Consider the following 21585-nt stretch of genomic DNA (forward strand, 5'->3'; position numbering starts at 1 on the left):
GCGCGACATACCCAATGTAAAGCCATTCCCAAAGATGCACCGAAGGGGGATCGAATGTCATTTTCCGACCGGATCGGTCGTTTGCGCGAAGACAATCCTGCGCCGCTGTACATCCAGCTTCAGCAGATCATTCGCGACGCGATATCCAAGGGCGTGCTCGATCAGAACGAGGCGATCCCGCCCGAACGCAATCTCGCGGTCGAATACGACGTTTCACGCATCACCGTGCGCAAGACGATCGCCGGTCTGGTCGAGGAAGGCCTGCTGACCCGGCGGCGTGGCGCGGGCACTTTCGTTGCCTCGCGCGTGGAGAAGAGCTTCTCCAAGCTGACTTCGTTCAGCGAGGACATGGAAGCGCGCGGCAAGCGGGCCTCCAGCGTCTGGGTCTCGCGCATGACTGGCGCGGTCAATCCCGAGGAATCGATGGCGCTGGGCCTGGCCCCCGGTAGCAGCGTGCTGCGCTTCACGCGGATCCGCTATGCCGACGACGAGCCGCTCGCGCTCGAAATCTCGACGATCGCCGGATACGGTCTGGCCAGTCTCGACGTCGTTGGGGATTCGCTCTACGCGGCGCTTGAGAAGAGCGGCAACCGCCCGGTCCGTGCGCTCCAGCGCCTGCGCGCGGTGCCGTTCGGTACAGAGCACGCCAAGATGCTGGGCGTGGAATCCGGCCATGCCGGCCTGCTGATCGAGCGCCACGGCTTCCTGCGCGATGGGCGCATCGTCGAATTCACCCGCTCCTACTATCGCGGCGATTCCTACGACTTCGTGGCCGAGCTGATCGAGGGTTCATGAACAGACGCGAACTGCTGCTGCGCGGCGCCTCCACGGGTGCCGTCGCCACTTTGCTGCCTGCCCTCTCCACTTCCACTCTCGCCGCCACCACGCCGAAATTCGGACCGGGCATGCCGGACGGGTTGCCGATGCCGCCTCCCCTGCCCGGCCCCTCGCCGCGCCTGCCCGAGACCGACCCATCACGCACCCTGCTCGAACGCGGGTGGCGCTTCCATGAGGGCGAGGTTTCGGTTCCGGAGCCTGCCGACCACAACGCCACATACCTCTCGGTCAAGGCAGGCAACGCACGCGGCGCGGCGGCGCTTGCCTTCGACGATTCCGATTGGCAGGCCGTCGATCTGCCCCACGACTGGGCCATCGCGCAGGACGTGCGCGAAAGCGCCAATGTCTCGCAGGGCTACCGCCCGCGCGGGATCGGCTGGTATCGCCGCCTGCTGCGGCTGGACGAGAGCCAGAAGGGCCACCGCCTCGAACTCCATTTCGACGGCATCGCCACGCTCGCCACGATCTGGGTGAACGGCAGCGAAGTGGCCCATTCCTGGTCGGGCTACAGCAGCGTCATCGTCGATCTCACGCCTTTCGCCCGCTTCGGGGACGAAGTGAACTGGATCGCCGTCCGCGTCGACGCCACCGCGCGCGAGGGCTGGTGGTACGAAGGCGCGGGGCTCTATCGCCACGCATGGCTGGTCAGCCGCCCTGCCCTGTCGATCGAAACGGACGGCATCTACTGCGACCCGGTCCATCGGGACGACGGCACCTGGCGCGTGCCCGTGGAAGTCAGCCTCTCGAACGTCGGCGAGGACACGGGACAGGCCGAGATCGCCGCCCGCCTGCTCGACCCCGAAGGCCGCGAAATCCACCGCACTGCTGGCAGCGTGGCGGTCGCACCGCTCGAACAGGGCAAGTTCACGGCGGAATTGAACCCCGGCGCGGTCAAGCTGTGGTCGCCCGACACCCCGGTGCTCTACAGCGTCGAGGTTGACCTGCTGCACGACGGCAAAGTGGTCGATACGCGGCGCCAGTTCATCGGCTTCCGCACCGTAAGCTTCGATCCCGCGCGCGGCATGATCCTCAACGGAGTGGAGACCAAGCTCAAGGGCGTGTGCATCCACCAGGACCACACCGGTGTCGGCACCGCGATCCCCGATGCGCTGGCGCTCTGGCGTCTGCAACGCCTGAAGGCGATGGGCTGCAACGCCATTCGCATGTCGCACAATGCCCCGGCCAAGGAGGTACTGGACTGGTGCGACCGGCTGGGCTTCCTGGTCATGGGCGAAAACCGCCTGTTCAACCCCGCGCCGGACTATCTGGCGCAGCTTGAATGGATGGTGCGGCGAGACCGCAACCATCCCTCGATCATACTCTGGTCGGTCTTCAACGAGGAACCGATGCAGGGCACCCATGCGGGCGTCGAAATGGTCCGCCGCATGCGCAAGGCCGTACGCCGGCTCGATGCGCAGCGTCCGGTAACGGCGGCGATGAACGGTTCGTTCTACAACCCGGAAAACGTCTCCAGCGTCGTCGATGTCATGGGCTTCAACTACTACCAGGCCGACTACGACAAGTTCCACGCCCTCCATCCGGACAAGCCGATCACCAGTTCGGAAGACACCAGCGCTTACGAGACCCGCGGCGCCTTCGAATCCGTTCCGGACCGGCAGGTCATAACCTCGTTCGACAAGGAAGCGGCATCCTGGGGTGCCACCCACCGCGATACCTGGAAGATGATAGCCGAGCGCCCCTTCGTGGCCGGCGGCTTCGTCTGGACCGGCTTCGACTATCACGGCGAGCCGACGCCCTATGCCTGGCCCTCGACCAGCAGCTTCTTCGGCATCATGGACCTTTGCGGCTTCCCCAAGACCGCCTTCGGCATCCATTCCGCGCACTGGCGCGACGATGCGCCGGTGATCTGGCTTGCGCCGCACTGGAGCTGGCCGGGACGTGAGGGCCAGACGCTGGAAGTCTTCGCGATCACCAACGCCGATGCCATCGAGCTGCGCCTGAACGGCGAAGTGATCGAGCGCGTGCCCGCCGCCGACCGGATCATGGGCCACACCTTCCAGGTGCCCTATCGCCCGGGCCGGATCGAAGCCCTCGCGCTGCGGGACGGCAAAGTCGTGGCCAGCGCCGTTCACGAAACCGTCGGCGCGCCGGTCTCGCTGCGTCTGACGCCCGCGCGCGAGGCGCTCGCCAGCGACGGCGAGGACGTACAGGCGATCACCGTGGACTGCGTGGATCCGCGCGGCCGCCATGTGCCCACCGCGAATCTGCCGGTGGAGTTCGCGATTGCAGGCGGGCGGATAATCGGCCTCGGCAACGGTAATCCGAACGACCATGCGAGCGAAAAGGGAAGCAAGCGCGCCTTGTTCAACGGCCTCGCGCAAGTCATCGTCGAAGGCGATGCCAGCGGCCGACGCCTGACCCTGGAAGCAAGTGCTCCGGGCCTGCGCCCCGCGCGCCTTGCCGTCGCCCGCGCACCACGCGAACCGCGTGCGCAGGTTCCGGCCGTATCGGCGGAAATGCCGATCAGTGAATGGCGCCGCTCGGCCTCGTTCGCGCAGAAACCGGATCCGGCCTTCGCTCCCGTCGACGGCGACAACAACTCCTGGGACTTTGTGCGCTCCGGCGCGGCAGTTCCGGCGGGAACCGGTGGCTGGCGTAGCTATCGCACCCGGTTCACGCCATGGAAGAAGATCGCCGCAGCTGGCGGAACGCTGCACTTTGCCGAGATCACCGGCGCGGCGGAAGTATGGCTCGACGGCAAGCTCATCGCCCGGAAGACCGAAACGGCGCCGGGCGCTCTGGCCGTCAGTATCCCTGCAGGCAGCGGCACGCGGACGCTTGTCGTCCTGGTTCAGGCCGCGGAGGGCAAGCCGAGCGGGCTGACCGGCAGGGTCTACGTTTCGAGTTGATCCAATCGCGCCACCCCCGCCCGCTCAACGATGGGGCGGGGGTGGCCGATCGAACGGGTCAGGCGGCGATCCTGTCGAGATCGGCAGCGGCAAACAGCAGATGGACCGCTCCGCCTTCGGTTGCGCCCAGTGCCCGTACGCCGGTGGCCAAGAGCGTCCCTTCGTCGAGGACGGCCGTATCCGCGAGTTCGACCCGGAGACGGTTGCCATAGCGCATTGCGCCGCGCACGTTCTCTTCACCGCCAAGCGCCTGAACGAGGCTTGCCGGAAGCTGCACTTGCGCCGCGCTCTTCACGGTAGCCGGGACAGGAGCGGCGTGCGAAACGGTCGTCGCCGGTCCTGCCGCGATGGCCTCGCGGATTTCCATCGACACGATATCCGCCACCGGCCCAAGGATCACCTGTAGCGCCTTGTCCGAAGGGCGCACGACGCCCCGCGCGCCGAGCGCCTTGAGCCGTGCCTCGTTCACCGCGCCATGATCGACGATGATGAGGCGCAGGCGCGTGGTGCAGGCGGAGACTTCAATAAGATTGCCCCCGCCGCCCAGAGCCGCGAGATAGGCGTGCCCGCGCGTCTCTTCCGCCACCCCTCCGGACTGCGCAAGGACAGAGGAAGAGGAAGAGGAAGAGGAAGAGGAAGCGATGGCATCGTCCGCCTCTCGTCCGGGAGTCTTGAGGTCCAGCTTGCGGATCACGAAAGCGAAGACCGCATAGTAGACCGCGAAGTAGACCAGGCCCACCGGCAGCAGCAGCAGCGGGCGCGTCGCCGTGCCGAAGTTCAGCACATAATCGAACAGGCCCGCCGAGAAGCCGAAGCCGAGATGCATTCCCAGGGCATCGGTCAACCACATCGCCGCGCCGGTCAGCACCGCATGGATCGCGTAGAGCGCCGGCGCCAGGAACATGAAGCTGAACTCGATCGGCTCGGTAACGCCGGTCAGCAGCGAAGTCAGCGCGAGGCTGAAGAACATGCCGCCCACCGCCTTGCGCCGCTCCGGCCGCGCCGCGCGGTACATCGCGAAGCAGGCGGCGGGCAGGCCAAACATCATGACCGGGAAGAAGCCGGTCATGAAGCTTCCCGCGGTGGGGTCGCCGGCGAAGAAGCGACGGATGTCCCCATGTGCGCCCCCGTAATCGCCGAAGACGAACCAGAACAGGTTGTTGAAGACGTGATGCAGGCCGGTCACCAGCAGCAGCCGGTTGATGAGGCCGAACAGGAACAGGCCGAAGCCGCCCAGCCCGGTAATGCCATGGCTCACGCCGTCGATGCCGGTGACGATCGGCTGGAAACCCAGGCCGATCACGCAAGCGATGACCAGTCCGGCCAGCCCGGAAACGATCGGCACGAACCGGCGGCCGCCGAAGAAGGCGAGGTATTCCGGCAGCTTCATGGCCGAAAAGCGGTTGTAGAAGAGGCCGCCGACAAGCCCCGAGACGATGCCGATCGGCACGTCCAGCCGCCCGATCGCCTGGCTCTTGGCCGCCGCTACCGCCGCCGTGAAGGCGTCTTTCGCCAGTGCTGGGTCGATACCCGGCGGCACCGGCATCAGCACTTTGGCGCCCTCGGTGGCAACAAGGAAGCAGACGATGCCCGCAAGACAGGCGGCCCCGTTGCCGTCCCGCGCATAGCCGGTGGCGACGCCGATCGAAAACAGCAGCCCGAGGTGCGAGAACAGTGCATCGCCCGCCGCGCTCAGCAGGGCGATGTCGAGCAGGTCGGGCTGGCCGAGCCGCAGCAGCAGCCCCGCCACCGGCAGCACCGCGATCGGCAGCATGAGCGCACGGCCCAGCGGCTGCAGTGTTTCGAGAACCCGCCTCATGCCCCCTGCTCCATCAGAAATTCCCGTGCCAGCGCGCGTACTTCCGCCGCCGATGTGCATTCCAGCGCCTGCGCGGCCAGTGCGCGGCACTTTTCGATGTTCAGGCCTGTGACCAGCGCCTTGATGTCCGGCACCTGCGCGGGCGTCGCGGAAAGCTCCGCCACGCCGAGGCCGAGCAGCAACGGCACCGCCAGCGGGTCGGAGGCCAGTGAGCCGCAGACCCCGGTCCAGCGCCCATGCCGCGCGCCGCCCTCGCAGGTCAGCGCGATCAGGCGCAGCACTGCCGGGTGAAGCCCGTCGATGGCCGAAGCCACCGCCGAATTGCCCCGGTCCATGGCGAGGGCATATTGGGTGAGATCGTTGGTCCCGACCGAGAGAAAATCGGCCTCCCGCGCCAGGATGTCCGCCGTCGCGGCGGCAGCGGGTGTCTCGACCATGATGCCGAGCGACACCGGCTCGATCAGGCCCAGCCGCGTCGCCACCTTATTCACCACCGCCCGCACCGCGCGCAATTCGGACAGACTGGCGACCATCGGCACCATGATCCGGCACTGCCCCACAGGCCGCACGCCGAGGACGGCCTCGACCTGGGCTTCCAGCAATTCGGGATAGGCCAGCCCGACGCGGATGCCGCGCAGACCCAACGCCGGATTTTCTTCAGGGGCCATCGGCAGAAACGGCGCGGGCTTGTCACCGCCGATGTCGAGCAGGCGCACGATCAGCGGGCGACCTTCCAGCACATCGGCAATGGCCTGATAGGTTTCCAGCTGCTCGGCGGCACTCGGCGCCTGGGCGCGCTCCACGAAGAGGAACTCGCTGCGCAATAGCCCGGAGCCTTCCGCGCCGTTGGCCATGGCCTGCTGCGCGTCAGCCAGCGATCCGAGGTTGGCGAAGACCTCGATCCGCGTGCCGTCGGCCGTCTGGCACGGTCCCCTGGCTTCCAGCGCGGCGGCGCGGCGGGCGGCCTGCATGGCAAGCTGTTCGCGAACGCCGTCGATCCGCTCTTGCGAAGCGCCGGTTTCCAGGCGAGCGGCGGCGGCATCGACGACGAGAACCGTACCTTCGGCGATGCCGTCAAGCGCGGTTCCCATCGCTACCAGCATCGGCACGCCGAGCCCGGCGGCAAGGATCGCAACGTGTGACGTCGGCCCGCCGTTTACGAGACAGATCGCGGCTAGCCGGTCCGGATCCAGCCCCATCAACTGCGACGGCAGCAGATCCTCCGCCACGAGCACGGCGCATTCCGGCAGCGCGAAGCTGGCGGCATCGCTGCCGATCAGCGCAGCCAGCACCTGACGTTCGAGATCGCGCATGTCGTCCACGCGCTCGACAAGGCGGGAATCGCCCGAACGCAGCAGGAGATCGACTTGCGTGCCGATGGCCAGCCGCCAGGCCGCGCCAGCGCTCTCGCCTTTCACGATAGCCTCATGCGCGGCCGCCAGCAGGTCTTCGTCCTCCAGCATTACCGCATGGGCCGCGAGTATCGAGGCCGCATGGGCCGGTGCGCCTTCGCTTTCCTGCGCAATCTTCGCGTGAAGCCGAACCAGCGTCCCATCCAGCAAAGCGCGCTCGACGGCGGGATCGCCCGATCCTTCGGCCACCTCCACCTGGACGAGCCGATAATGGACGGCCCGGCCCACCGCCACGCCCGGCGCGGCAACGACACCGGGCAGATTTCCATCCGCGCCAAGTTCCGTAATCCGCCGCTGCACGGGCGCGGCGACCGCCGGGCGTCCCGGCGGAGAGACGACCTGCTCGTCCCCATGTGCCAGTTCACCCATGCCGCTCGCGATCAGAGCCTCAAGCGCATCGAGCGCTTCATCGGCCTCGGTCCCACGGGCATGGAGCGAGATACGGTCGCCGTGCCTGATGCCCAACGCCAAGACGCCGACGGGGCTGCGCAGGCTGGCGGACTTGCCAGAAATCTCCATCCGCACCACGGCATCGAACGAGGTCGCGACCTGCCGCAAACGCGCGGCCGGACGGGCATGAATGCCGTGACGCAGCGGCACCGCCATTTCGCGCACCCGTTCCTCTTCCGGCGATGCCGGTCCTTCGGCTGAAGAGGTATCGTCCGGGTTCAGGCGGCGCAGAGTCATCAGCCTGTCGCCGACCTTGATCGGACCTGGCTCACGGCTGGATTCCAGCGTCCATGCCTCATTGGCCAGCAAGAGCACAGGGGTCATCGCGCTGGCCGCGCTCGTGACCACGGCGTCGAGATCGAAGCGCACCAGCGGGTCGCCCGCCGCCACATGCTGCCCCTGCGTCACAAGGGGCGTAAAGCCGCGACCGCCCATCGCCACGGTATCGACACCCAGATGCACCAGCAGCTCGGCCCCGCCTTCGAGACGCAAGGTCACGGCGTGGCCGGTAGCGGCGAGAGAAGCTACGGTGCCGGCGCAAGGCGCATGAAGAACCGAGCCGGTCGGATCGATCGCCACGCCGTCGCCCAGCATTCCGCCCGCGAAGACCGGATCGGGAATCTCGGTCAGCGGCGCCAGCCAACCCTCCAGCGGCGCCTCGATGACGATGGCAGGCTCCGTGGTCGTCATGGTTCGTTCGGCAGCCATGGAAGAAGAAATGGAGGCAGTCATAGGATTGGCTTGTCTCCGGAAATCGGCATCAGAATACCCGTTCGCCGGCGATCCAGGTCGCCTGCGGCGCCATCGCGCGGTCGAGCCTGACGAAATCCGCGCTGCGGCCGAGGGCGATCACGCCTCTTTCCGAAGCGAGGCCCAAAAATTCGGCGGGCTGCACACTGGCCATGTCGACCGCCTGTGCCACCGACAGCCCCGTCATCTCCACGGCATTGCGCACGGCGGCGGCCATGTCGAGCGAAGCGCCTGCCAACGTCCCGTCCGCGCCTACGCATCGCCCGTCCGCAACGATGATCTCGCGGCCATCGAGCTCGAAACTGGTCTGGTCCGAGCCTACGCAGGACATGGCGTCGGTCACCAGCACGAACCGATCGAGTGGACGGCTCGCCATCGCGACACGCATGGCGGCGGGATGGACGTGATAGCCGTCGACGATAAGTCCGCACCAGGCGGACCGGTTCTCCAGCGCCGCGCCGACCATGCCGGGGTTGCGATGATGCAACCCCGACATCGCGTTGAACAAGTGGGTCACGCCGGTCACGCCCATGTCGAAAGCGGCGCGCGCGGTCTCGTAGTCGGCATCGGAGTGGCCCATCGCCAGCACGACCCCGGCATCGATCAGCGCCTTCGCCTGATCGGCATGGAGATACTCGGGCGCGATCGTGAAGAGCACCTTGCCTGCACGAGGTCGTACGAGCAGGTCGACCATCTCGTCGTCCAGCTTGCGCAAATGGCTTTCGGAGTGGATCCCGCGCCGCTTGGCGTTGAGCACCGGGCCTTCCACGTGGATGCCGATGCAACCGGGCACGCCCATGGCAATCGCCTCGTCCGTAGCGTCAAGCCCGCGCGCGATCACTTCCGGCGTGGCGCTTATGAGGGTGGGCAACAGGGCCGTCGTGCCGAAACGCGCATGGGCGGAAGCGATCGTGGCGATCCCTTGCCGGGTCGGCGCGTCATTGAGCAAAACGCCGCCGCCGCCGTTCACCTGGACGTCTATGAAGCCCGGAACCAGCAACCCGCCTTCAAGATCGACGACCTCGTCGGCCTCGGCTCCGCGCCCTGAAACGCCTGCATGCGCCTGGACGATACGGCCTTGCTCCACGCTCACCACGGCATCGCGAGACCATTCGCGGTTGAGGTAGACGTCGCCGTTGACGAAGGCGATTTTCATCAGAGAGTCTCGGTTACCTTGCGCAAGTGCGCTGGATTGTCCGGGTCGAAGCCGCGCGCAAGCGAAAGGGTATTCACTTGCGGATAGAACGCCTGGATCATCAGCAGCGGCTCCAGCGCTGCGTGACCGGCGAGGATGGCCAGCGTCGCCTCGCCGAACGGCTGAAGGGCATCGAGAACCGCCACGTCGGCGCCGCGTCCCGCGAACTCGGCGGCAGCCCCGCGCACGCTATCGCCGCTGGCATCCGAAGTCGCGAAAGCGACGATAGGGAAGCCCTCGTTGATGATCGTCATCGGGCCGTGACGCACTTCGGCGGCGCTATAGGCCTCGGCGTGGAGCCCGCAAGTTTCCTTGAGCTTCAGCGCGCCCTCCTGCGCAACCGCGAAACCGTATCCACGGGCGATCACGAAAAGGTTGTTCGCATCGGCAAGCTGGCCGACGAGATCGAACGGCGCGATCTTCGAAGCGGCTTCCAGCGCGTCGGGCAAGCCTTCCAGGGCAAGATCGAACGCGGCATCCTCGGCCCAGTGGGCCACCAGGGCAGCGACCCCGGCCAGCGAAGCGATGAAGGACTTGGTTGCCGCCACCGATTTCTCGGGGCCGGCATGGAGCGGCAGAACCCAATGCGCCAGATCGGCGAGCGGCGCGGTTTCGTCGTTGACCAGTGCAATGACGCGGGCTCCCGCGCGGCGATGTGCCTCGACCGCCGCCAGCAGGTCCGGACTGCGTCCACTTTGCGAAATCGCCAGCACGAGCACGCGGCCGGGCTGCATCTCGGCACCGAACACCGATGACACGCTGAGCGCGGACGACGATACCGGGACGCCTACGAGGGTCTCGATCAGGTACTTGGCGTAAGTTGCCGCATTGTCCGACGATCCGCGCGCGCAAGTGACCACGACGCAAGGCGGCTCATCGCGCAATTCCTGCGCCAAGCGCGCGAGAGTTTCGCGGTTGTTCGTCAGGAAGCGGCGCACCGCCTGCCCAGCCTCGGCAGCCTCACGATCCATGAGCGAGGACTGTGTCGGGGTTGGCTGGGAACCAGCGGTTTCGGACTGCATTGCGGCAAAATCTCCTGTGCATCGTGCCAGTCGGCGGAAGTCGCCAGGAGGAACGAAGCCTTACCAATATTCACATAAGTTCTATATTGGTATCTTCCAAGTTCAGGCAATACGCAATCGCTTTCGAACGGAAGCACGGCCTTGCCGCCATGCCAGGCTGCACGTTTTCGACCGAAAGCCGATCCTGTCCACCTCAGATGTGCGCTATGGCAGCCTTGAGACGCGCCACTTCCGCCGCGTCCGTCACCAGCCGCGCGCCTTTTTGGAACCCCAGTTCCTCCAGCCTGGCGTTTTCGCTCGAATCCGGCGTGTCGCCAGCAACGCGGCACGAAGCGTGGAACTCCGCGATGCCGGTGGAGCGCAGCAAGGGAACTGCCTCTGCGGATACGCCCGATCCCGCGAGAATGACGATACGGCCCGCAGCGCGTTCGTGAAGATGTGCGAGCATGGCTACGCCTTCAGGTGCGCGGATCGCGCCGCCTGAGGTCAGGATACGGTCGAAGCCCATCGCGACGGCCTGCTCCAGCCCGCTCTCCATATCGTCGAGCAGATCGAAAACCCTATGCAAGGTTACCGACAGGCGCCTACCGCGCGCGCTGCCGACGCGTCGCGCATGATCGAGCCAATCCGCCAGGACTCCATGGTCAAGCCCCCGCGCGCTCCCGGCTCCAATGACGATGCCAGCGAGACCGGCTTCGGCAGCCAGTTCGATATCGTCCCGAACCTGAGCGACTTCCGGCTCCGCATAATCGAAGTCCCCTTCGCGAGGGCGGCAGAGCATGTGCACGGGTATCGGGGCTGCGGCGGCAAGGCGAACCAAGGCCCGCGAAGGCGTCAACCCACCCAGCGCCAGTGCGCTGCAAAGCTCAATGCGATCGCCGCCACCCGCGACAGCGGCAGCCAGACCGACAGCATCTTCAACACAAACTTCGAGCATCGAGCCTTCCTTTCGAGAGGCCGTTGAAGACCGGGATACGATTCGTAGACCGTGAATTGGGCATACTTTGGCCCCTTATGCCAACCGACCTTGCGATCGACTTGAAAGGCCGAACTGACCGCGAAGGATACAAGATACTGAAAACATATGATATTTTTAGATGCCGTAACGCGTCCTTCCAAGAGGAAAAATTATGCGATGGACATGCGGACCTATTTTGGTGACATTAAACCGTGAAATTGGAATGGCATTGGAATTGTTACAGGGCGCCGCTCGTCGCGCGCCTTGAGCGCCACCGCTCGGTCCAGCTTCTAAGTCCCGTGAAAAGCGTGCAGGTCCCTCTCCTCCTCCTATGATCTGCATGCACACGGGCCGACGCCTGTCCCCGGGTCCTGACCCGGAGGACAGGCGTCGTCCTTTATTCAAGAACAGCGCCATATATAGCAGGGCCAGTAAGCAGGGGATGCCACAAATGACCGCCTTCAGCCGTCGCCGCCTGATGTCCGGCTCCTGCCGTCTCGCCTTGCTGGCCGCCGCACTGCCGGCCGGAACGTCACGGGCGCTTGCCAGCGAAGCCGTCGCGAAGGCCGATCCCTTTATCGGCACCGGCGGCGACGGCCACACGTTCCCCGGCGCCACCCTGCCGTTCGGCATGGTCCAGCTCAGCCCCGATACCGACACCGCGCGCTGGGACACCTGCTCGGGCTACCACCACGGCGATCCGTCGCTGCTCGGCTTTTCGCACACGCACCTTTCCGGCACCGGCATCGGCGACATGCTGGACGTGCTCGTCGTGCCTTGCCGGGGAGAAGTGCGCCTTCAGCCCGGGCCGCTCGACCGCCCGGACGAAGGCTATCGCCTGCGCTACAGCGACGAAGCGGCCGAACCCGGCTTCTATCGAGTGCAGCTCGAGAACGGCGTCGTCAGCGAACTTACCACGACACTGCGCACCGGCATCCAGCGGCATGCCTACCCGGCAGGTCATGGCCACCTGCTGATCGATCTGTCGCATCTCGTACGCGACTCCTCGGACAAGCATCCCCTGATCGACGACGCTGAGCTGACGCTGGACGCGGACGGCACGCTCACCGGCCAGCGGCGCGTGTTCCGTTGGGCCAAGGGCCGGCACATCTATTTTGCAATGCAGTTCTCGCGTCCACCCAGCCGGGTGGAATTCTTCGGCGACAATGACGCCGCGCAAGCTCCCGCCAGCAGTCAGGTCAAGGGCCGACGCGTGAAGGCGGCGATCCACTTCGACGATGCCGGAACCGCGCCCATCGTCGTGCGCACAGCCGTCTCGGCCGTGGACGTTGCGGGAGCCCGCGCCAACCTCGCGGCGGAGGCGACGCACTTCGACTTCGACAACTATCGTCGGGCCGCCTCCCGCGCATGGGCTGACGAACTGTCACATGTCTCGGTGACCGGCGGCAGCCTCGAACAGCGCACGATCATGGCGACGGCGCTCTATCATGCCGCGATCGGACCCACGCTGTTCTCAGACGTCGATGGCCGCACCATGGGCCTCGACCGCAAGGTGCACCAGCTTCCCCCGGGCCAGAGAGCCTATAGCGCCTACTCGCTCTGGGATACCTACCGGGCCTTCCACCCGTTGCAGACGCTGATCCGGCCGGCACGGGTCGAAGAGTTCGTTGCCGATCTCATCCGCCAGACCCGGCAGAGCCCCTATGGCCCGCCGGTCTGGCCGCTCCAGGGCGTGGAGACCGGCTGCATGATGGGCTGGCATTCCGTGCCCGTCCTGGCCGAGGCCATGGCCAAGGGCATTCCCGGCGACTACGCCGCGGCCTGGCCCAATATCCGCCGCCGCTCGTTCGATTTCACTATGCCCGTGCTCGACAATTCGCGCGGGATCCCGGAATACGATGCCAAGGGCTATGTCCCCGCCGACAAGGTGTTCGAGAGCGTCAGCCGGACGCTGGAATATGCCTATGACGACTATGCCGCCGCCCGGATCGCCACGGCGGCAGGTGCCTTGAACGACGCCGCGCGGCTGAAGGCCCGTTCGGGCAACTGGAAGAACGTGTTCGACACAGGGACCGGCTTCGCCCGGCCGCGCCTCGACAACGGCGCCTGGACCGAGCCCTACGACCCCGTCGAGCTGGGCCATTCGGACAAGTGGCGCGACTTTACCGAGAGCAACGGCTGGCAGGCGACCTTCCTCAACCAGCATGACGTCCACGGGCTGGCCGAGGCACTGGGCGGCCCCGCCGGACTCGAGGCCAAGCTCGACGCATTGTTCAATGCACCCTCAACGCTGCCGAAGAACGCGCCGCCGGATATCAGCGGCATGGTGGGCCAGTACGCGCACGGCAACGAACCATCTCACCACGTGGCCTATCTCTACGCCTGGACCGGCGCGCACTGGAAGACGCAAGCCATGGTTCGCCGCCTGCTCGCCCTGATGTATCGCGCCAGGCCGAACGGCGTGATCGGCAACGACGATTGCGGGCAGATGAGCGCCTGGTACGTGCTTTCGGCGCTCGGCTTCTATCCGGTCGATCCGGTCAGCGGCATCTACATCCTCGGCAGTCCGCTGTTCGAAGAAGCGCGCGTGAAACTCGGCAATGGACGCGAACTGATCGTGAGCGCGCCGGGCAACCGCTCGGACCGTCCCTATTACGGCCGCGTCCAGTGGAACGGAAAGGCGCATACCCGCTGCTGGATCAGCCACGAGGAACTCATGAAGGGCGGTAAACTGACCTTCCACATGCAGAACGTGCCTGAACCCTCGTTCGGGCGCGATCCGCACGACCGGCCGCCGCGCCAGGACTGAGGCCAGGCATCGGGGATCCGAGCCCTTTGCAGTGCGCAGGCCCTTCCTCGGGCTCACTCGGCCACGCGCCTCGATAGACGATCAAACGATACCAATTTGATACACGTTTTAGGGTCAATCGCAAAAATGTAATGCCAATTTGATTTTTGGGTTTGAACTTATTTAAGACCTGTGACAGCTTTGTTGCAGAGAATCTCTGGGACGAAAGCCGCTTTCAATCGGCACGCGCCCAGCGATCGCACGGGCTTGGGACTAATGGGCATGGGAATTTCGCGCCGCGATACCTTGGGATTTGCCTTGGCCGGTGCGGCCGCTGCGGGTACGGCACGCGCTGCGCCTGCCGCTGCAAAAAGCACGGGCACTGCCGCGCTCATCGTCTCGACATGGGACTTTGGAACAGCCGCCAATGCCGCAGCTTATAGCCGCTTGAAAGCCGGAGGCACACTGATCGATGCTGTCGAGGCCGGCGCGCAGGTGCCGGAGAAGGACCTTTCGAACCACTCCGTGGGCATGGGGGGCTATCCGGACCGGGACGGCCACGTCACGCTGGACGCGATCATCATGGACGATCGCGGCCATGCCGGCGCGGTGGCGGCGCTCGAAGGCTATGTCCATGCGATCTCGGTTGCGCGGCGGATCATGGAGCGGACCCCGCATACAATGCTGGTCGGCGACGGCGCAGCACAGTTCGCCCGCGAACAAGGCTTCACAACGCAAAACCTGCTGACTCCGGAAGCCGAAGCAGCCTGGAAGGAATGGCTGAAGAAGGCCGAGTACAAGCCGGTCGCCAATATCGAAAACCAACGCGGTTCCGCATTAGACCATGACACGATTGGTATCCTCGCGCGGAGCCCGGAGGGACGCCTTGCAGGCGCCTGCACGACCTCCGGCATGGCTTTCAAGCTGCGCGGCCGGGTGGGCGATTCACCGCAGGCGGGCTGCGGGCTACTGGTCGAACCCGGCGTCGGCGCGGCGACGGCCACCGGGGTAGGCGAGGAAGTGACCCGCATCGCCGGCGCTGCCCGCGTGATCGGCTCGATGCGCATGGGGCTCTCGGCCATGGCCGCCTGCCGCGAAGCGGTCGAGCACATCGTCGGGCTGCGCGGAGAGGCAGTCAAGGACGCCCAGGTCGCTTTCCTGGCGATCGACAAGGACGGCCAGGTCGGCGCTTTCGCGATCCAGCCCGGCTTCACATACGCGGTTACCGACGAGAGCGGGCACACCCAGGTGCACCCATCGCAAAGCCTCCGCCGCGCCTGACGGGGCGCCGGATACAAGTCATTACGCAGAAGGACATGCCGGCAACGATCGGCAAGGGATGAAGGCAACCTAAACACGCGGCTCGAAGAATTTCGGGCCGGCATCTTCAGGGAAGAAAAGGGGTTCTCGGATGAGGAAGATAACCAGGATACTGTTGGCCACGACCTGCATCAGCGGTCTCGCCACACCGGCACTGGCGCAGGACCAGACGCCGGGTGAAGCCGAAGCAGGCGCCGGCGGTTCGGGAGGCTCGATCGTCGTGACGGGTTCGCGCATCAATCGCCCGAACTCCACGGCCGCCGCGCCGATCACCTCGGTCACCAACGACGCGATCCGCGCCCAGGCCGCCGTCAATATCGAGGAAGTGCTCAACCGCATTCCGCAGATCGCGCCGGACAGCCAGCAGAACTATTCGGATTCCGACGGCCGCCAGCGCATCAAGCTGCGCAACCTCGGTTTCGAACGCACGCTGACCCTGATCGACGGCAAGCGCGTGGGCACCATGAACGGCGTCGACGCCAACATGATCCCGACCTCGCTGATCAAGCGCGTCGACGTGCTGACCGGCGGTGCTTCCGCCGTCTACGGTTCGGATGCAGTCGCCGGCGTCGTCAATTTCGTCATGGATGACGATTTCGAAGGCATCCAGCTCAACGGCAACTACAACTTCTACCTGCACAAGAACAAGCGCACGCTGATCTCGGACGTCGCCAGCCAGTACGGCTTCGACCAGCCCGCGCGCGGCACCGCAATCGACGGCGGTCGCTCCGATATCTCGCTGACGGTCGGCAAGAAGCTGTTCGACGGACGCTTTCACATCAGCGGCTACGTCAACTATCGCGAAGCGGCGCTGGTGCCGTTCTCCTCGCGTGAGACGGCCGGTTGCCAGCTGACCGAAACGGTCAAGGACGGCCCCCTCACCTGCACGACCTCGACCTACACGCCTTACGGCTACGTCTCGCCCCGCACCGGTGCGTCCAGCGGCGAGCAGTACGTCAACAACCCGGACGGTTCGCGCACCCTCGTTCCCTTCAGCGACGCCGTAGCCGCCAATCCCTACGACGGCTATTCCTTCCAGCGCGCGAACAAGCGCTGGAACGCAGGTGGCTTCACCTCGTTCGAACTTTCCGACGCCGCCGAACTCTACGGCAGCGTCATGTGGTTCCGCGACCGCTCGACCAATCCCTATCCGGCGCGCGTGCTCAGCTCCACCGCCTACGGCGACGGCAACACCCCTTACTACGTCAATTGCAACAATCCGCTGCTGTCGGCGTCGCAGGCCCAGACCATCTGCGGCAGCGCGGCAGGCACCAGCGATCTCGTTCCGATCGAGCTGCGTTCCCGCTTCAATAACGCCAACCAGATCGAGGACGTCTACCTCAACAAGGGCCTGCGCGCGACCGCTGGCCTGCGCGGCCAGTTTGCGCAAGGGTGGAGCTATGACGTCGGCGGCGTCTACGCCCGCAACCGCATGGACATGACCTGGGGCCGGCCCGACTACGACCGCGTCAACAACGCGCTCAACGTCGTGAACGTCAACGGGCAACTCCAGTGCGCCTCCGGAACGGCTGACGGCTGCTTGCCCTTCGATGCGTTCAGTGCGAATCCGTCCACCAACAACCAGGCGCTGTTCGACTACCTGACTGAAACCGGTTTCGGCACCAGCAGCACGATCAACACCCTCTACAACGCGGTCGCCACCGTTCAGGGCGACCTCGGCACTTACGGCATCCAGTCGCCATGGGCGGACCAGGGCGTGGCGATCGCCATCGGCGCCGAGTTCCGCGAAGACAAGCTGAAGAGCTACGCCGACGACGTCTGGCGCAAGTATATGGGCGGTTCGGACAGCAACCTTTCGCAGCATGTCTGGGAAGGCAACGTCGAAGTTCAGGTTCCGATCATGGAACACCAGCCCTTCGCCGACCTGCTTCAGTTCAACGGCGCGTTCCGAATGTCGAAGTACAGTTCCAACCCGGATACTTTCTCGACCTGGAAGGCCGAGGCGATCTGGGCGCCGATTGCGGACATCACCTTCCGCGGCTCGATCAACAAGGCCCAGCGCGCGCCGACCGTGGTGGAGGCATACCAAGGCTCCAACATCAGCTACGATCGCATCAACGTGGCCTACAACGACATCTGCGCGCCTAGCGTCACCTACACGACCGGTGCCAACGGCCAGCAGATTCCCGTCTACGGTGCTCCCGCCGCCTCGCGTGAAGTCTGCGCCGCAACCGGCCTGGCCGACAGCCTTTACGGCAGCCCGACCCTGGTCTGCCCCACTGACGTGGGCTGCACCGTTCGCCGCGGCGGTTATACGGTCAACCCGGAAACGGCTTACACCAAGACCTTCGGCGTCGTGCTCAAGCCGTCATTCGTGCCCGGCCTCGTCGTCTCGGTGGATCGCTTCCTGATCGATCTCGACGATTCGATAGGCTACAACGACTACGACTACTTCTCGAACGGCTGCCTCCAGACCGGCAGCGAGTTCTTCTGCTCGATGTTCGTGCGCAATGCCGACGGCACGCTGTCCAGCAACCCCAGCACCAACCCGACCAGCGGCTACATTCGCGGCGGCACGACCAACTACTACAAGAGCAAGTCGCATGGCTGGGACTTCCAGGGCCAGTATTCGACGGGTCTCGGCAAGTACGGCACGCTGGCGCTGGACTTCGCCGGCTCGCTGACGACGTTGGCCGGCGGTCAGGATTCACCGATCCTGCCGAAATACAACTGTGCTGGGTACTACGGCGGCACTTGCGGTCAGCTGATCCCCAAGTGGACGCATAGCCTTCGCGCCACCTACACGACCGAGGATCGCTTCTTCAATGCCTCGTTCAACTGGCGCTATGTCGGCCCGCTGACCAATGTCAGCAACTCGAACGATCCGGCGCTGGGCGGCAATGCCAGCACCGAGCGCGAGACGTTCTACCGCATCGGCGCGCAGAACTACTTCGACCTGGCGCTGACGTTCCGCGTCGATGCGGCCTATTCGTTCCGTATTTCCGCGAACAATATCCTCGACAAGCGTCCGCCGCTGCTGCCGAACTCCTATGGCTACGGCCTTTCGCGCAGCAACACGCTTTCGGCACGTTATGACTCGCTGGGCCGTCAGATCGCGGTCGGAGCTACCGTCAACTTCTGATCCTTTCCCCGGCGGGCTTTCGCCAAGGCGAGAGCCCGCCGGGGAAAATCCTTTTACGGGACAGCATCCAGCGGCGGCCTGCCGCAGCAGATGCGCGTCAGGAAATCGAAGGCGCAGTGAGCGCGGCTTCGGCCAGAAGCAACGCCCCGACAACGCCGGGCGGATCGATGCACAACGGCGGGACGATGACATCGTCCAGGGATCTTGCGTTCTCGATACCGGCGACATATCCGTTGAGCAGTTCAGCCGTGCGCGCCCGCACTGCCGGGAACAGCCGTTCCTGCTTCATCACTCCGCCGCCCAGGATGATCCGCTGAGGCATGGTGGAAAGCAACAGTGTCATGCACAACTGGGCGAGATAATCCACCTGGATCGTCCAGAACGGATGATCGTCGCCAAATTCGGTGGCGGGTGAACCCCACGCAGCCAAGACGGCGGGGCCAGATGCCAGCCCTTCCAGACAGTCGCCATGGAACGGGCAAACGCCCGGAAATTCGCCGTGCAGGCGATGGCGCCGGATGAGGATATGTCCGATTTCCGGGTGTCCGGTGCCATGCACGGTACGCCCGTCGCTGACGAGGCCGACGCCGACGCCGGTGCCGATCGTCACGTAGGCGAGATGGCGAACCTCAGGCCCGGCGGCGCGCGCCTCGGCCAGAGCGGCGGCATTGACATCGGTATCGATCGCCAGAGGCACGTCGAGAAAGGCGCGAATGCGGCCCAGCATGTCGGTGCCTTGCCACCCCGGCTTGGGCGTCGCCAGAATTCGGCCGTAGGAAGGCGAAGCCGGGTCCACTCCAACCGGACCGAAGCTGCCGATGCCTACCGCAGCGATTTCATGCGCGCGACCCGCCGTCTGGAAGAATTCGGTCACCGCCGCGAAAGTCGTATCCGGATCGCTGGTGGGGATGGTCTTCGTTGCCGCGATCCCCGATGCGGCAGACCCCACCGCGCAGACGAACTTGGTTCCGCCCGCTTCGATCGCCCCAAACAACGCCATCCTGAACTCCTGCCATCTCAGGACAAACGTCCTGCCGCGTTTCCCACGCTTCTGTGCTGGTTCTAGTTTGGTATTTCAAAAAAGGGAAGCCACCCGCTATTGCTCCTGCCGCCCGTGAATCAGTCGCGGCGCATCCTTCACGAACGTGTCCAGGACTCCGTCCGCCACCTTCACCGGGCCGACAAAACGGGTGGCGCCGGGTATCGCTTCGATCGCTGCGGCCTGTCGTGCAAGCCGATCCGCCTCTTCGAAAAAGCGAGGCCCAGCCTTGCTCGTTGCTCCGAGTTCCGCCTCCAGCCCGCGCACGCTGAGTTGCAGAGCCCGCGCCCACAATTGCGTCGCTTCGAGCCAGGGTTTCGCTTCAGCGACGAAGCCCGGCTCGACGACGCCGGCGCGGATGACGTCGGGTGCGGCTGCGAGCGCATCGGCGGCCTGCGCAAGATCGCGCAAGGTCGCTTGCTGTTCCGCCGCGTCGCCATAGGCTAGGGCATCCCGCACCGCATCGATCCTGGCTTTCAGGCGCGGCGCCTGGGGCTGCCAGGGCAAGTGGCCGAACGTGGGGGCCAGGTGCTGCGCATCGAAGAAGGTCAGCAAGGCCTGCGTCACCTGCTCGTTGCCACCGGCCAGTTCACGCGCGGCCGCGCGCCACGTGCGCTGGGCATCATAGTCCGCGTCGTTCCAGGCGAAGGAGAGCAGCCCTGCCACGGCGGGCCGGCTGGATACCTCCTGGTTCATCGGGTTGGCGACGATACCGGTCAGTTGCTGGGAAAGCCCCGCCTGCCGATAGTCGTAGGGCGCCAGCAGCAATCGGCCTTCGGATTCCTTGAAGTCGTTGACGGGATAGTTGTCCCACAGCAGCGTCTTGCGACCGAACGCCCTGGTCGCGTCCTTGGCGTGGTTCACCGAGATGGAGGCGGGGACGACGTCCGTTCCCGTCCATTGCACAACCACGCGCGGATCGAGCGCTTCACGCAGGGCCGCCTTGTAAGGCGTTTCGGTCGTGTTGTAATACTCGGTCGGCACCATGATCAGCGAACCATGGCCGGATTTGGCCAGATCCTCCTGAATGGTGTTGAGAAGGCCCGCCTGAGCCTGCGCAGCGGCCTTCTGGCCCGGCGCGCCGAACTTCGCCTCGTCGCTGGCGCAGTTCCACTTCGTGTATTCGATGTCGTCGAAAGCGACGTAGAAGCTCTCGACATCATTGCGCCGCAAGCTGGCGAACTTGCGTCTTATAGCCTCGATATCGGCCGGATCGCTGTAGCAGATCGACGGGCCGGGCGAGACGGCATAGACGAAGTTTATATGCACGCGTCCGGCCAGACGCGCCAGATTACCCAGAGCATCCAAGGTCTCAGCAGGGTAGGGCTCGCGCCACTTGTCCCGCGCGAATACGTCGTCTTTCGGGCTGTAGATGAAAGTGTTCGCCTTCATGGACGCGAGGAAACGGATGTGGCTTGCGCGTTCGGCCATCGTCCAGGGTTTGCCGTAGAAGCCTTCGATGGTGCCGCGCACGGGCATCGAGGGATAATCGACTACTGTCAGCGCAGCGATGCTTCCGCTGCGGACAGTCTGCCGAAAGCTCTGCGCGGCGTGGAGCAATCCGGCGGCATCACGGCCCGCCAGGATCACAAGGCCCTTCCCCTTCACGCCCTCCTCCAGACCGTTACGCGCCGCCAGCACGTAGCTCTCGGGAAGATCCGGCACTGACGCCCGCGCCTTGGCCAGCGCATCCCTGACGACAGCCTCACTCGCCAACCCCGCGACAATCACAGGGCGATCCGGATCGCGAGGCAGGGCATTCGCACGAATGATCCGGCGAACGCCTGCCTGGGTCAGAGTCTGCTCCAGACTGTCCGCCACCGCCGCGTCCACGCCGTTCTTACGCACGAGCACGACGGTATCGCCGAGGTCGAACTCACCCCCTGTCAGGTCGAGCGCATGGGGTGTGGGAAATATGCCCGGCGCCGTCGCCGCGGCGGCCGGGACGGCCATGGCGGCAGCGAGCACAGCGGCCGTCTGACGAGCGAAAGCACGGGACGGACGTCGATTGCGCAAGACACATCTCCTCTAATTTAGGTACTAGATTGGTACGGACCAATC

At 65.4% G+C, this 21585-nt stretch carries 12 protein-coding genes; 5 read left to right on the forward strand and 7 right to left on the reverse strand.

The features are described from left to right. The first annotated feature begins 54 nt into the window (after positions 1 to 54). Positions 55 to 795, forward strand: a complete 741-nt coding sequence (locus ACI3K3_RS11320; RefSeq protein WP_313437373.1) for a GntR family transcriptional regulator — start codon at positions 55 to 57, stop codon at positions 793 to 795. After that, positions 792 to 3707 carry a beta-galactosidase GalA gene (gene galA, locus ACI3K3_RS11325; RefSeq protein WP_404913751.1) on the forward strand — a complete coding sequence of 972 codons (2916 nt, stop codon included), beginning with the start codon at positions 792 to 794 and terminating at the stop codon, positions 3705 to 3707. Before ACI3K3_RS11320 ends, galA begins: the two co-directional genes overlap by 4 nt. 58 nt (positions 3708 to 3765) lie before the next feature. Here the strand turns inward: galA and nagE are convergent, their stop codons facing one another. The 5 genes from nagE to ACI3K3_RS11350 all read right to left on the reverse strand — a co-directional run bounded on the left by nagE (position 3766) and on the right by ACI3K3_RS11350 (position 11292). Next, positions 3766 to 5526: an N-acetylglucosamine-specific PTS transporter subunit IIBC gene (gene nagE, locus ACI3K3_RS11330; RefSeq protein ID WP_404913753.1), complete on the reverse strand. Its 1761-nt coding sequence runs from the start codon at positions 5524 to 5526 to the stop codon at positions 3766 to 3768. Next, the gene (ptsP, locus tag ACI3K3_RS11335; RefSeq protein ID WP_404913755.1) at positions 5523 to 8096 is read right to left on the reverse strand and encodes a phosphoenolpyruvate--protein phosphotransferase; all 2574 of its coding nucleotides are present in this window, start codon (positions 8094 to 8096) and stop codon (positions 5523 to 5525) included. The genes nagE and ptsP overlap by 4 nt, the downstream gene beginning before the upstream one ends. A 52-nt stretch (positions 8097 to 8148) precedes the next feature. Beyond that, positions 8149 to 9297, reverse strand: coding sequence for an N-acetylglucosamine-6-phosphate deacetylase (gene nagA / locus ACI3K3_RS11340; protein WP_404913792.1), 1149 nt, complete (start codon positions 9295 to 9297; stop codon positions 8149 to 8151). After that, positions 9294 to 10355, reverse strand: a complete 1062-nt coding sequence (locus ACI3K3_RS11345) for an SIS domain-containing protein (protein WP_404913757.1) — start codon at positions 10353 to 10355, stop codon at positions 9294 to 9296. Before ACI3K3_RS11345 ends, nagA begins: the two co-directional genes overlap by 4 nt. A gap of 193 nt (positions 10356 to 10548) precedes the next feature. Beyond that, the gene (locus ACI3K3_RS11350; RefSeq protein WP_404913759.1) at positions 10549 to 11292 is read right to left on the reverse strand and encodes a copper homeostasis protein CutC; all 744 of its coding nucleotides are present in this window, start codon (positions 11290 to 11292) and stop codon (positions 10549 to 10551) included. A 472-nt stretch (positions 11293 to 11764) separates the two neighbouring features. Here ACI3K3_RS11350 and ACI3K3_RS11355 point away from each other — a divergent pair, with 472 nt between their 5' ends. From ACI3K3_RS11355 to ACI3K3_RS11365, 3 genes are all read left to right on the forward strand, one after another. Continuing rightward, entirely contained in the window at positions 11765 to 14083 is a 2319-nt protein-coding gene (locus ACI3K3_RS11355) for a GH92 family glycosyl hydrolase (protein ID WP_404913761.1), read from the forward strand. A 261-nt stretch (positions 14084 to 14344) separates the two neighbouring features. Then, positions 14345 to 15343: a N(4)-(beta-N-acetylglucosaminyl)-L-asparaginase gene (locus tag ACI3K3_RS11360; protein WP_404913763.1), complete on the forward strand. Its 999-nt coding sequence runs from the start codon at positions 14345 to 14347 to the stop codon at positions 15341 to 15343. 130 nt (positions 15344 to 15473) lie between these two features. After that, positions 15474 to 18485 (forward strand): TonB-dependent receptor domain-containing protein, encoded by a 3012-nt coding sequence (locus ACI3K3_RS11365; protein WP_404913765.1) that lies wholly within the window; start codon positions 15474 to 15476, stop codon positions 18483 to 18485. Positions 18486 to 18582: 97 nt separating this feature from the next. Here the strand turns inward: ACI3K3_RS11365 and ACI3K3_RS11370 are convergent, their stop codons facing one another. Both ACI3K3_RS11370 and ACI3K3_RS11375 read right to left on the reverse strand, forming a co-directional pair. Further along, the gene (locus ACI3K3_RS11370; protein WP_404913767.1) at positions 18583 to 19485 is read right to left on the reverse strand and encodes an ROK family protein; all 903 of its coding nucleotides are present in this window, start codon (positions 19483 to 19485) and stop codon (positions 18583 to 18585) included. Between the two features lie 96 nt (positions 19486 to 19581). Next, entirely contained in the window at positions 19582 to 21477 is a 1896-nt protein-coding gene (locus tag ACI3K3_RS11375; protein ID WP_404913769.1) for a beta-N-acetylhexosaminidase family protein, read from the reverse strand. Between the last annotated feature and the right edge of the window lie 108 nt (positions 21478 to 21585).

The organism is Novosphingobium sp. ZW T3_23, from assembly GCF_044987305.1.
Lineage (GTDB): Bacteria > Pseudomonadota > Alphaproteobacteria > Sphingomonadales > Sphingomonadaceae > Novosphingobium.

Excerpts from the sequence above, each read along its gene's own strand:
- ACI3K3_RS11320 (WP_313437373.1), top strand. The coding sequence starts at position 55 with ATGTCATTTTCCGACCGGATCGGTCGTTTGCGCGAAGACAATCCTGCG.
- galA (WP_404913751.1), top strand. The coding sequence starts at position 792 with ATGAACAGACGCGAACTGCTGCTGCGCGGCGCCTCCACGGGTGCCGTC.
- nagE (WP_404913753.1), bottom strand. The coding sequence starts at position 5,526 with ATGAGGCGGGTTCTCGAAACACTGCAGCCGCTGGGCCGTGCGCTCATG.
- ptsP (WP_404913755.1), bottom strand. The coding sequence starts at position 8,096 with ATGGCTGCCGAACGAACCATGACGACCACGGAGCCTGCCATCGTCATC.
- ACI3K3_RS11345 (WP_404913757.1), bottom strand. The coding sequence starts at position 10,355 with ATGCAGTCCGAAACCGCTGGTTCCCAGCCAACCCCGACACAGTCCTCG.
- ACI3K3_RS11350 (WP_404913759.1), bottom strand. The coding sequence starts at position 11,292 with ATGCTCGAAGTTTGTGTTGAAGATGCTGTCGGTCTGGCTGCCGCTGTC.
- ACI3K3_RS11355 (WP_404913761.1), top strand. The coding sequence starts at position 11,765 with ATGACCGCCTTCAGCCGTCGCCGCCTGATGTCCGGCTCCTGCCGTCTC.
- ACI3K3_RS11360 (WP_404913763.1), top strand. The coding sequence starts at position 14,345 with ATGGGAATTTCGCGCCGCGATACCTTGGGATTTGCCTTGGCCGGTGCG.
- ACI3K3_RS11365 (WP_404913765.1), top strand. The coding sequence starts at position 15,474 with ATGAGGAAGATAACCAGGATACTGTTGGCCACGACCTGCATCAGCGGT.
- ACI3K3_RS11370 (WP_404913767.1), bottom strand. The coding sequence starts at position 19,485 with ATGGCGTTGTTTGGGGCGATCGAAGCGGGCGGAACCAAGTTCGTCTGC.
- ACI3K3_RS11375 (WP_404913769.1), bottom strand. The coding sequence starts at position 21,477 with ATGGCCGTCCCGGCCGCCGCGGCGACGGCGCCGGGCATATTTCCCACA.